Genomic DNA, 11,837 nt, shown 5'->3' with positions numbered 1-11,837 from the left:
CATCGGGAGGCGAAATGTCACAAACAGTGATTGATCTCATCAGGGCGGACCACCGCGACGTAGAGATGATCTTCGAGAAGCTCAAGCGGCAGCCGGAGAACCGGCCCGCGCTGGTGGCCGAGCTGGCGGCCAAGTTCATCGCGCACGCCCGCGCCGAAGAGGCGAAGGTGTACCCGGAGCTGGCCAAGGCCGACCCCTCGGAACGCGGCGAGGTGCACCACGGCGTCGAGGAGCACCACGAGGCCGAGGAACTGCTGGCCAAGCTGATGGACGCCGATCCCGACAAGCCGGAGTTCGGCACCGCCCTGGCCAAACTGGTCAAGGCGGTCAGCCATCACGTCGAGGAGGAGGAGAGCGAGATCCTCCCGGCCATGGCCAAGGCCATCCCGGCCGACAAGCTGGTCAAGCTGGGCCGTGTGTTCAGCCAGGCCAAGGCCGATGAGCTGGCGACCCCGCCCAAGCCGGTCGGGCGTACCAAGCAGGAGCTCCTGGAGCAGGCCAAGCAGAAGGGCCTCGACGGCTACAGCTCGATGACCAAGGACCAACTGGTCGACGCGCTCAGTGACTGATCCGAGCAACCACAAGGGGGCCACGCACATGCCTGAACAGAGCAAGCGCCAGGCCGAAACCGAGGACGCGCGAGCGGCCGTCCCAGGCCGTCCGGGCGCAGAGGCGCCGAGCCTCGCCGAACCCGTGCAGCCGCGCGACCCACTGCCCCCCAAACCCGACCAGCGCGGGCCCGCCCCGGTGACGGCGACGGGCCAGCCGTCGGGCGAGAGCGCCGAGACCCGCGCCCAGGGCGGCGCGTACCTGACCACGGCAACCGGAACCCGCCTGCCCGACACCGACCACTCGCTCAAGGCGGGAGCGCGCGGCCCCACACTGCTGCGCGACCACCACCTGCGCGAGAAGATCACACACTTCGACCACGAACGCATCCCGGAGCGTGTCGTGCACGCCCGTGGCGCCGCCGCGCACGGCATCTTCCGCGCGTACGGCACCGCCGCAGGCGTCACGAAGGCCGCCTTCCTCGCCAAGGACGCCGAGACGCCGGTCTTCGTGCGGTTCTCCACCGTGCTCGGCTCACGCGGTTCGGCCGACACCGTGCGCGACACCCGCGGGTTCGCGGTGAAGTTCTACACCGGTGAGGGCGTCTTCGACCTGGTCGGCAACAACATCCCGGTCTTCTTCATCCAGGACGCGATCAAGTTCCCCGACGTCATCCACGCCGGAAAGCCGCACCCGGACCGGGAGATCCCGCAGGCCCAGAGCGCCCACGACACGTTCTGGGACTTCGTCTCGCTGCACACCGAGGCCACCCACCACACGATCTGGAACATGTCGGACCGGGGCATCCCGCGCTCGTACCGGACGATGGAGGGCTTCGGCGTGCACACCTTCCGGCTGGTCGATGCCGAAGGGGCGACCGCGCTGGTGAAGTTCCACTGGAAGCCCAAGGCCGGGGTGCACTCACTGGTCTGGGAGGAGGCGCAGCTGCTGGCCGGGGTCGACCCGGACTTCCACCGGCGCGACCTGGCCGACGCGATCGAGTCCGGCGCCTTCCCCGAATGGGAGCTGGGGGTGCAGGTCTTCCCCGACACCGGCGAGCAGACGTTCGAGGGCATCGACCTGCTCGACCCGACGAAGATCGTGCCGGAGGAACTGGCGCCGGTGCAGCCGATCGGGCTGATGACGCTGAACGCCAACCCGGTCAACTACTTCGCCGAGACCGAGCAGGTCGCCTTCCATGTCGGCCACCTGGTGCCCGGTATCGACGTGACCGACGACCCGCTGCTGGCCGGACGCCTGTTCTCCTACCTGGACACGCAGATCACCCGGCTCGGCGGGCCGAACTTCGACCAGCTGCCGATCAACCGCACCCACGCCCCGGTCAACGACATGCAGCGCGACGGCATGCACCAGAGCGCCGTGCACGCCGGGGCCGCGCCGTACCGGCCGAACTCCCTCGACGGCGGCTGTCCCTTCCACGCCCCGGACGGCTATGTCGAGGTGCCCTTCCCGGTGGAGGCGGGGCCGAGGGGGCGGCTGGCTCCGGCCTCGTTCGACGACCACTTCGGCCAGGCGCGACTGTTCTGGCTGAGCCTGTCGCCGGTGGAGCGGGAGCACGTGATCGCCGCCTACACCTTCGAGCTGAGCAAGGTGTACGAGCAGGCGATCAAGGAACGCCAACTGCAGGTGCTGGCCCGCATCGACCCCGTCCTGTGCCAGGAGGTCGCCTCCGGCCTCGGCCTACCGGCGCCCGACGGCACACCGGACGGCGATCCCACGCCGAGCCCCGCGCTGTCGCAGGTCGGCCGTACCTGGCCGACGACAGGCCGCGTCATCGGCATCGTCGCCGCCTCCGACCTCGACGCCGTCCGCCTGGTACGGCAGGAGGTGCTGGAGGTGGGCATGACGCCCTTGGTGATCGCGCCCGCCGGAGGCGTCCTGCCGGGGGAGGGGGAGCCCGTGACCGTGCAACGCACGTTCGCCGCCGCCAGGTCGGTGGAGTTCGACGCGATCCTCGTCGCCGGAGCCCCCGAGCCCGGCGCCGACGCCCGAGGCGTACGAGACGCGAAGGCCGGGATCGGCGCCGCGGTGGACCCGCGCGTCGCCCTGCTGCTGGGCGAGGCCTACCGGCACGCCAAGCCGATCGGCGGCTGGGGCGAGGCCCAGGACGCCTTCACCGCCGCGGGCATCCCGGCCGGATCACCGGGCGTGGTGTCGGGCGACCGGGCAGCGGACGTCCTCGAGGAGGTGACCGGCCTGCTGGCCCGCCACCGCGTCTGGGACAGGTTCCCCAGCACACTCGGGTAGCGCCCGCCCGGCGAGGGCTGTGTTCAGTGGCAGCGCAGGTCGAACCCGGGCTCGTGGAATCCGTCGAAGAACTCCACGATGACGCCCTTGAACCCGTCCCGCCAGGAGCCGCTCGGGTTGACGTGGACGATGCCGGAAAGGGTACGGCCTGCCACGCCCTCGATCGCGGCCGACTCGTAGTAGCGCGCGATCTCGGCGTCCGGCAGCGTGGTGAGCAGGGACAAGGCGGACCTAGTAGTCGCAATGATTGCTGTTGCCCGACTGCAGGCCCACTGTGCCCTGCACACCGCGATCGTCCAACTCCGTGCCGGGCGAAAGCGGGAGCCGGGGCTCCCTGTCTGGACCTGTTCCGGCGTTGGCTGGGTGAGAACGGCTTGGGGGGTGCTGCTCAGGTATCTCGCACTCTCCAAGGTCAGGTGGGGAGCCTTACCTGGGGGTATGTGGGTTTTGTTATAGCTCGCAGTGGCATCGGTATTGGACGGCGTCCGGCCTCTGGCACAGGATGGCGGGAGGTATCCTAAAGTGGATCCAATCTTTGATCCTCTTGGGGGTGGGCAGGATCGGCTGTCACATCCACCACGTAGTCGGTGCGGACCGGGCGATAGCCGGGCAGAGGCGTCGCCCAGGTGACGGGTACCGCCGGGGTCAGGGTGCGCCCGGCGGTCAGCGGGATGTGGATGCCGGAGCCGGCCGCCGCGTCGATCAGCGGGCCGAACCTGTGCCAGGGGTCGACGTCGGTGATGAGGCCGACCGCCGAGCTGAGCATGTGCAGCTCCTGTACGCGTCGCGCCCGGGCGCCGTCCCTGGCGCGCATCGCCTCGAGGAAGGCCAGGTCGAGCTCCTGGGCGAAGGCCGGGATCCGCCTGCCCCGGTAGTAGAAGCGCTGCAGGCGCGACAGCCGCCGGTACAGATCGCCGATGAGCCTGGCGAGCGTGGGGCCGAACGTCAGCTGGGGCAGGGTGTGGAACTCCGTGTGATCGCGGTGGAAGTCGCGCGGCTCCTGCGGCAGGTCGCGCATGACGGCCGACAGCTCGCCCATGCGGTGCAGGGCCTGCTCGGAGATCTGCTCGGCCGCGCGGCCGAGCAGTGGCGGTTGCAGCAGCAGCAGGGCGGAGAACAGCTCCTCGGCCTGGTCCAGGTCGAGTTCGGCGACCGTGATGCCGTGGTTGGCCCGGGAGACGACGAAACCCTCGGCCTCCAGCATCCGCAACGCCTCACGCACGGGGGTACGCCCGGCTCCGAGCTGGTCCGACAGCTCCCGCTGGGTCAGCCGCTGGCCGGGCGGCAGGTGTCCGGAGAGGATGCGCTCCCGCAGTTCCTCGTGCACCAGCGCCACCGCGTCCCCCGAACGCGACCTGTCATCTGTATCCATCTTTGGATCATATCTGCGAGCCAGTGGAGGTGGCGGAGATCGACCTGCTCAACGGCCGCCTGAAGCTGCGCCATCTCGTCGTGGTCGTCGCCGTCGCCGACCAGGGCAGTGTGCTGCGGGCCGCCGACCGGCTCCGGCTGGCCCAACCGGCCGTGACCCGCTACCTGCGCGAGCTGGAGCACCTCCTCGGCGTCCAGCTGTTCGTCAGGGGGCCGCGTGGCATGACGCCCACCCCTACGGGCGAGGCGTTCCTCGAACACGCGCGGGCGGCGCTCGCCGAGCTGCGCCGGGCGGGCGAGCGTGTGTCGGGGCTGGCGGCGGGCGCCGTGGGCACGGTGCGGGTGGGGATGCTGCTGGCCGGGTCCAGCGTCCTGCTGCCTCAGGCGATCGCCGAACTCAAACGGGCCCATCCGGGTGTCACGGTGGCGGTGTACGAGGCGACGTTCGACACGCACGCCCCGCGCCTGCTGGCCGGTGAGCTCGACCTGATCGTGGGACGGCTCAACCCGATCACCCGGCTCGGCGGGCTGCGCCAGATCAAGCTCTGCAACGAGCCCATGCGGCTGGTGGCCAGGCGCGAGCACCCGGTGCGGTCCAGGGGCGCGCTGGTCCTGGCCGACCTGCTGGACTACCCGTGGATCCTGCCGTTGCAGCAGACCGCGCTGCGCCAGGAGGTCGAGCAGGCCTTCGCCGACGAGGGGCTGGAGCTGCCGTCGGACCTGGTGGAGTGCACCTCGATCCTGACGGTACGCGCTCTGCTCAGGGAGACCGACATGATCGCCGTACTGCCCGAGCTGATCGCCACCGCCGATCGCGATCTCGCGCCGCTGGCCGTGCCTCTGGAGCGTATTCGCAGGCCGGTCGGTGTCACGCTGCCGCACGGGCGTCCGCTCTCGCCGTCGGCAGCCCTGCTGCTGGGGCTGCTGCGCGAGCGGGCGGCGGCCATCGAGGCTGTCGTCGCGCCGGACGTATGCCCCGATCGGCATAGCTCGGCGCGGGATTGACATTGGTCAGGAACCACCCGGCACGGGAGCATCGATGCACCCGCATACCCCACGGTGGTGTCGCGGGACATCCGACGGGCTTGCCGGAACGGGCGTAACGGAACCGCCGCGGCCCCGAGTCAACCGACGCCGTCCCCTCGCCCGCACACGCGAGGGGCGGGCGTCGCCGTCGAAGAGAGGGAGGTGCGCCATCGACACCGTCAAGCCTGCGGCCGGGCCACCCGTGTACGCCGAGGACCTGTACTCCGAGGAGGCGATCCTCGACCCCTATCCGCACTACCGCGCGCTGCGTGAGCTCGGCCCGGTGGTGTGGCTGGAGCGGCACGAGGTGTACGCGCTGCCGCGTTATGCGCAGGTGCGTGCCGTACTGGGCGATGACGAGACCTTCCGCACCGGTGGCGGGGTCTCGCTGAACGAGCGGTACAACGATCTGTTGCGCGGGTCGATGTTCGCCAGTGACGGGGAGCGGCACGCGTTCCTGCGTGGCCTGGTCGGGCACAAGCTGACCCCGAAGGCGTTGCGGCCGATGAAGGGCCGCATCGAGGAGGTCGCGGCCGGGGCCGTGGAGCGGGTGATCGCGCGCGGCGCGTTCGACTCGGTCGGGGAGCTGGCCCGCGACATGGTCATGTCCATCGTGCCGGACTTCATCGGGATCCCGCAGGAGGGGCGTGAGCACCTCATCGACTGGGCGGCGGCCAACTTCGACTGTCACGGGCCGCTCAACGAGCGGGCCGAGGCCGCGCTCGCGGTCTCGGGCCGGATGGCCGAGTACGCCGCCAGGCTCGTCGTGGAACGTTCCCCTCAGCCGGGCGGCCTGGCACACTGCGTGCTCGAGGCCATGGACGACGGGCGGGTCGACGAGGACCAGGCGATCAACCTGATGATCGACTACCTGGTGCCTTCGCTGGACACCACGGTCACCGCGCTGAGCTCGGCGATCTGGCTGTTCGCCGAGCATCCCGGGCAGTGGGACCTGGTCAGGGCCGATCCGTCGCTGGTGGCGCCCGCGTTCAACGAGGTGATCCGGTTCGAGACGCCGGTGCGTCAGTTCGGCCGCCGGGTGGCGCGTGACACCTGGATCGCGGGGACGCCGATGCCGGAGGGCGCGCAGGTGCTGGTGATGTTCGCCTCGGCCAACCGTGACGAACGGCAGTGGGCGCGGCCCGACGTCTTCGACGTGACCCGCGATCCGGTCGAGCACGTCGGTTTCGGGTACGGCGCGCACGGCTGCGCCGGGCAGGGGCTGGCCCGGCTGGAGGCGCAGGCCGTACTGGAGGCGCTCGCGCGGCGGGTGCGCAGGTTCGAGGTGTCCGGGGAGCGCAGGACCGTCAACAACGTGATGCGCGCCTTCGACACGCTGCCCACCCGAGTTGTCACTACCTGAACCCCCTGATGCGAGGAGGAGCACCATGCAGGTGATCGTCGACTACAACCGGTGCGAGGGGCACGGCATGTGCGAGGAGCGCGCCGGGCAGTTGTTCCGCCTCGACGACGCAGGTGATCTGCACCTGGAGTTCGGGAACGGCGACGTCCCCACCGAGCACGAGGCCGCGGCCCGGGCCGCGGCCGGGGTCTGCCCGGTGGCAGCCCTGAAGATCGTGCCGTGAGGCGGCTCGAACACGTCGTGGTCGCCGGAGGCTCCCTGGCCGGGGTGAGCGCGGCCAACGCCTTGCGCACGGCCGGGTTCGACGGCCGTATCACCCTGCTGTCGCAGGAGGAGCGCCCGCCCTACAGCAGGCCGCCGCTGTCGAAGGACATCCTGCTCGGGACCGGTGCCGGCGACTCGGCGACCCTCCACCTGCACGACGGCATCCAGGTGCGCCCGGGGGTGCGGGCGGCCTCCTGCGACGTGGGCGCGCGAAGTGTGCGGCTGTCCACCGGAGAACAGGTCGCCTTCGACGCCCTGGTGATCGCGACCGGCGCGCGGGCCAGGTCCCTGGCGTGCACCCCGCATGACGCGGCGCACGAGGTACGGCTGCGCACCATGGACGACGCCCTGCGCCTGCGCGAACGCCTGCGCGGCGCCCGGACGGTGGCGGTGGCGGGAGGCGGCCCCCTCGGTATGGAGATCGCCTCCGCCTGCCGGAACCTGGGCCACGACGTCAGCGTGGTCGACGTGCTGCCGCCGATGCTCCGCCAGGCCGGAGGCTACCTCGCCGATCTCATCGTGGAGGCGGCCCGCGACGCGGGTGTCCGCTTCGTCCGGGCGAGCGGGCCCGCGCACGTCACCGAGCACGCGGTGGTGTCGGGTGAGGACCGGATCGACGCCGACCTGGTGATCACGGCCGCGGGCGAGCTCCCCAACACCGAATGGCTGGCCGGATCCGGCCTGGCCGGTCCGGGCGGCGTGCTCGTCGACCCCAGACTGCTCGCGGCCCCGGGAGTCGTGGCCGCGGGAGACGTGGTGCTCCTGCCGACCCCCGCAGGACCCGTACGGACCCCGCTGTGGACCAACGCCCTCGACCAGGGCCAGGCCGCGGCGGCGACACTGCTGGACCCGAAGGCGGCGCCCGCCTACCAGGCGCGGCTGTACTTCTGGACCGAGCAGTTCGGATTGTCGATCAAGGTGTGCGGGCTCATCCCCGGCACGGGCGACCCGGTCGTTCTCACCGGCGACCGGGCCCGGCGCAGCCTTGTCCTGCAGTGGTGCTCCGGCGGCGTGCCCGTCGCGGCGGCCACCGTGAACCACCGTATGCCCGTGGCCAAGCTCAGGCGGCTGGCCACGCCTTCCCTCCGATAAGACCCCCGACGAACGAGGACAGTCATGAGTGTGAAGCGCACCATCATTTCCGGCGGCCTGGTCATCACCATGGACCCTGAGCTCGGCGACATCCCGGGCGGCGCCGTACTGATCGAGAACAACAAGATCGTCCAGGTTGCCAGGTCGGCCGACGACCTGGCGGGTGTGGACGCCGAGCGGATCGACGCCACCGGCGGCTACATCCTGCCCGGCATGATCGACAGCCACCGGCACACCTGGATGGCGCTGCTGCGCGGTATCTCGGGCGACCAGGCGCTGCTGGAGTTCATCGCCAACACCTTCTACCGCACCGGCGCGGTCATGCGGGCCGAGGACATGGCGGTGGCGACCCTGGTCGGCTCGCTGGAGGCGCTGGACGCCGGGGTGACGTCGATCTTCGACTGCTCCGACTGCGTCAACAGCCCCGAGCACGCCGACGCCAATGTGGAGGGGCTGCGCGCGGCGGGGCTCCGCTCGGTCTACGCCTACGGCATGCAGCGCTACGACTTCCAGCCCCCGGCCTTCCACCACCACGCCGAACGGCTGGCCGACGCCGCCCGCGTGCGGGCCGAGCACTTCTCCGGCGACGATGACATGTACCAGATGGGCATGCTCTTCAGCGACTTCGGCACCATCCCGTTCAACGACACCGCCGCCGAGGTACGCCACGCCCGTGACCTGGGCATCCACGCCGCCTCGCACACCGGCGCGGCGGCGGGCTCGGTCCTGCTGCGCGGCCTGCGTGAGCTCGACGACCACGGCCTGCTGCTGCCCGGCCACCTGCACGTGCACTGCAACGGCCTGGACGAGCAGGAGTGGAAGCTGCTGGGCGAGAGCGGCGCCCACGTCGTGACCTCTCCCGAGACCGAACTGCAGATGGGCATGGGCCTGCTGCCGATCCACCAGGCGATACGGCACGGCATCGCACCCGGGGTGGGCACCGACAGCATCATCTGCGGCTCCGGCGACCTGTTCGGCCAGATGAGGCTGGGCCTGCAGCACCAGCGGGCGATGGACGCCCTGCCCGTGCACGCCGAAGGCCGCTCACCGCTCGGCGTCGACCTCAAGATCCGCGACGCCCTCACCTGGGCCACCACGAACGGCGCCGCGATCATGGGCCTGGCGTCCAAGATCGGATCGCTGGCGCCGGGCAGGCTGGCCGACGTCATCGTGGTCAAGCCGCGCTGGAACCTGGTGCGCTCCAGCCACCCCACCGCCACCGTCGTCCTGCAGTCGACCGCCGCCGACGTCGAGACCGTCCTGGTCAACGGCGAGGTACGCAAGCGTGACGGCAAGCTCGTCGGCCACGACCTGAACGCCCTGCGCGTCAAGGCCGACGCCGCGCTGGACGCCATCGAGCGGGCCGTCGCCGACCTGCACCACTTCAGCCCCGACGAGCTGGCCGACTTCGTCGGCCGGGCCGAACGCGGCGCGAGCGTCAACTACGCCCAGGCCTACGACCACCTCGCCACTCGCTGAGCCCCGGGGGGAGGCGGCCCCTGCCTGGCCGCCTCCCCCCGGTCACGCGGACGGCTCGAGCCGTACGACGATCGCCTTGGAGGTGGGGGTGTTGCTGAAGTCGGCGACGCTGTCCAGGGGGACCAGGACGTTGGTCTCGGGGTAGTAGGCGGCGGCCGAGCCGGGCACGGCGGGATAGGCGACGACGGTGAAGCCGGGCGCCCTGCGCTCGGAGCCGTCGTGCCAGATCCCGATGAGGTCGACCGTGTCGCCGTCGGCCAGGCCCAGGTCCGTGAGGTCGGCGGGGTTGACCATGACGATGCGGCGTGAGCCCCGGATGCCCCGGTAGCGGTCGTTGTCGGTGTAGGGGACGGTGTTCCACTGGTCGTGCGAGCGCAGCGTCTGCAGGATCAGGTGGCCGGGCGGCGCGGTCAGGCTGGTGAAGTCGTTGGCGGTGAAGACGGCCTTGCCGGAGGCGGTGCTGAACACGCGCCTGTTGACCGGATTGGGCAGGGCGAAGCCGCCGGGCTCGCGCACCCGGGTGTTGAAGTCCTCGAACCCCGGGATGACCCGGGCGATGCGCTCGCGCACGGTGTCGTAGTCGGCTTCGAACTCCGCCCACGGCAGCTCCGGCCGCTCGCCGAGCGTGAGCCCGGCCAGGCGGCCGATGATGGCGACCTCGCTGAGCAGGTGCGGGGAGGCGGGCACGAGCCTGCCCCGTGAGGCGTGGACCTGGCTCATGGAGTCCTCGACCGTGACGAACTGCTCGCCGCCCGCCTGGACGTCACGGTCGCTGCGGCCCAGCGTGGGCAGGATGAGCGCGGTCTCGCCGCACACGGTGTGCGAGCGGTTGAGCTTGGTGGAGATGTGCGCGGTCAGGCGGCACGAGCGCATCGCCCGTTCGGTGAGGTCGCTGTCGGGGCTGGCCCTGACGAAGTTGCCGCCCACGCCGACGAACACCTTCGCCAGGCCGTCGCGCATGGCCCGGATGGCCTCGACGGTGTCGAACCCGTGCCTGGCCGGAGGGGTGAAGCCGAACTCACGCTCCAGCGCGTCCAGGAAGGCGCGCGGCGGGCGCTCCCAGATGCCCATGGTCCGGTCGCCCTGCACATTGCTGTGGCCGCGTACCGGGCACACTCCGGCGCCCGGCCGGCCGAGGTTGCCGCGCAGGAGGAGGAAGTCGACGATCTCCCTGATCGTGGGCACGCCGTGCTTGTGCTGGGTGAGTCCCATCGCCCAGCACACGATGATCTTCTCGCTGGCCAGGACCCTGGCGTGCACGTCCTCGATCTGCTCGCGCGTGAGGCCGGTCGCCTCCAGCACCTGCGGCCAGCCGATCGTGCGCGCGTGCTCGGCGAAGGCGTCGAACCCGGTGGTGTGGGCGTCGATGAACGCACGGTCCAGGACGGTGCCGGGGGCCGCGTCCTCCGCCTGCAGCAGCAGCAGGTTCAGCATCTGGAACAGCGCCAGGTCGCCGCCCGGCCGGATCTGCAGGAACACATCCGCCAGCCGGGTGCCCGCGCCGACCAGGCCACGCGCCTTCTGCGGGTTCTTGAAGCGGATCAGGCCCGCCTCGGGCAGCGGGTTGACCGCGATCACCTGCCCGCCGTTGCGCTTGGTGACCTCCAGCGCCGAGAGCATGCGGGGATGGTTGGTCCCGGGGTTCTGCCCGACGACGAAGACCAGGTCGGCGTTGTGCAGGTCGTCCAGGCTGACACTGCCCTTGCCGATGCCGAGCGTCTCGTTCAGCGCGTAGCCGCTGGACTCGTGGCACATGTTGGAGCAGTCGGGCAGGTTGTTGGTGCCGAAGGCCCTGGCGAACAGCTGCAGCAGGAAGGCGGCCTCGTTGCCCAGCCGTCCCGAGGTGTAGAACAGCGCCTCGTCCGGGCTGTCCAGCGCGCGCAGCTCCCCGGCGATCAGCCCGAGCGCCTCGTCCCAGCCGATTGGCTCGTAGTGGGCGCCGCCCGGTCGCTTGACCATGGGCTCGGTGAGGCGGCCCTGCTGGTTGAGCCACTTGTCGCTGCGTCCGGCCAGGTCGGCGATGGTGTGCTCGGCGAAGAAGGCGGCATCCAGCCGGGCCGATGTGGCCTCGTCGCTGATGTGCTTGGCGCCGTTCTCGCAGTACTCGTTGAGGTGCCTGCGTCCCGGCTCCGGCCAGGCGCATCCCGGGCAGTCGAGCCCGGCGGTCTGGTTGATGTTCAGCAGGGTCAGCGCCGTGCGCCTGACCGAGGTCTGGCCGAGCGCGTAGTCCAGCGCGTGGACGACGCCGGGCAGGCCGGCGGCCCAGGTCTTGGGTGGGGAGACCTTGAGGTGGTCCTTGCCGGGGTCGTCGATCGTCGTCACTGCCTGACCTTGTTCCTCGTCCACGGGGTGGATCGGGTGATTCACCCGCTTGGATGCTATTTGCCCGCCTGTGATCCTTCCGCCCCGTGGTGGCTCCGGGCAA

The 11,837-nt window shown here is 70.9% G+C and carries 10 protein-coding genes; 7 read left to right on the top strand and 3 right to left on the bottom strand.

All coding sequences use genetic code 11. The features are described from left to right. The first annotated feature begins 14 nt into the window (after positions 1-14). Positions 15-569 carry a hemerythrin domain-containing protein gene (locus ACTWNK_RS23220; RefSeq protein WP_474306573.1) on the top strand — a complete coding sequence of 185 codons (555 nt, stop codon included), beginning with the start codon at positions 15-17 and terminating at the stop codon, positions 567-569. 28 nt (positions 570-597) lie between these two features. Beyond that, positions 598-2,817: a catalase gene (locus ACTWNK_RS23215; protein WP_474306572.1), complete on the top strand. Its 2,220-nt coding sequence runs from the start codon at positions 598-600 to the stop codon at positions 2,815-2,817. Between the two features lie 23 nt (positions 2,818-2,840). On the opposite strand, the gene ACTWNK_RS23210 is transcribed toward ACTWNK_RS23215, so the two are convergent. Further along, positions 2,841-3,041, bottom strand: coding sequence for a hypothetical protein (locus ACTWNK_RS23210; RefSeq protein ID WP_474306571.1), 201 nt, complete (start codon positions 3,039-3,041; stop codon positions 2,841-2,843). A 293-nt stretch (positions 3,042-3,334) separates the two neighbouring features. Then, positions 3,335-4,189 carry a GntR family transcriptional regulator gene (locus tag ACTWNK_RS23205; RefSeq protein WP_474306570.1) on the bottom strand — a complete coding sequence of 285 codons (855 nt, stop codon included), beginning with the start codon at positions 4,187-4,189 and terminating at the stop codon, positions 3,335-3,337. A gap of 29 nt (positions 4,190-4,218) precedes the next feature. On the opposite strand from ACTWNK_RS23205, the gene ACTWNK_RS23200 reads away from it, so the two are divergent. From ACTWNK_RS23200 to ACTWNK_RS23180, 5 genes are all read left to right on the top strand, one after another. Next, positions 4,219-5,193: a LysR substrate-binding domain-containing protein gene (locus ACTWNK_RS23200; protein WP_474306569.1), complete on the top strand. Its 975-nt coding sequence runs from the start codon at positions 4,219-4,221 to the stop codon at positions 5,191-5,193. A gap of 223 nt (positions 5,194-5,416) precedes the next feature. Next, positions 5,417-6,577 (top strand): cytochrome P450, encoded by a 1,161-nt coding sequence (locus tag ACTWNK_RS23195; protein WP_474306568.1) that lies wholly within the window; start codon positions 5,417-5,419, stop codon positions 6,575-6,577. 25 nt (positions 6,578-6,602) lie between these two features. Continuing rightward, positions 6,603-6,800: a ferredoxin gene (locus ACTWNK_RS23190; RefSeq protein WP_474306567.1), complete on the top strand. Its 198-nt coding sequence runs from the start codon at positions 6,603-6,605 to the stop codon at positions 6,798-6,800. Further along, positions 6,797-7,933 carry an NAD(P)/FAD-dependent oxidoreductase gene (locus tag ACTWNK_RS23185; protein ID WP_474306566.1) on the top strand — a complete coding sequence of 379 codons (1,137 nt, stop codon included), beginning with the start codon at positions 6,797-6,799 and terminating at the stop codon, positions 7,931-7,933. Before ACTWNK_RS23190 ends, ACTWNK_RS23185 begins: the two co-directional genes overlap by 4 nt. Before the next feature lie 24 nt (positions 7,934-7,957). After that, positions 7,958-9,412 carry an amidohydrolase family protein gene (locus tag ACTWNK_RS23180; protein WP_474306565.1) on the top strand — a complete coding sequence of 485 codons (1,455 nt, stop codon included), beginning with the start codon at positions 7,958-7,960 and terminating at the stop codon, positions 9,410-9,412. Positions 9,413-9,454: 42 nt separating this feature from the next. Here ACTWNK_RS23180 and ACTWNK_RS23175 read toward each other — a convergent pair whose 3' ends face one another. Beyond that, positions 9,455-11,734 (bottom strand): FdhF/YdeP family oxidoreductase, encoded by a 2,280-nt coding sequence (locus tag ACTWNK_RS23175; protein WP_474306564.1) that lies wholly within the window; start codon positions 11,732-11,734, stop codon positions 9,455-9,457. Between the last annotated feature and the right edge of the window lie 103 nt (positions 11,735-11,837).

Source organism: Nonomuraea sp. IBHARD001 (assembly GCF_056106265.1).
This window is presented reverse-complemented; position numbering and strand designations above follow the sequence as displayed.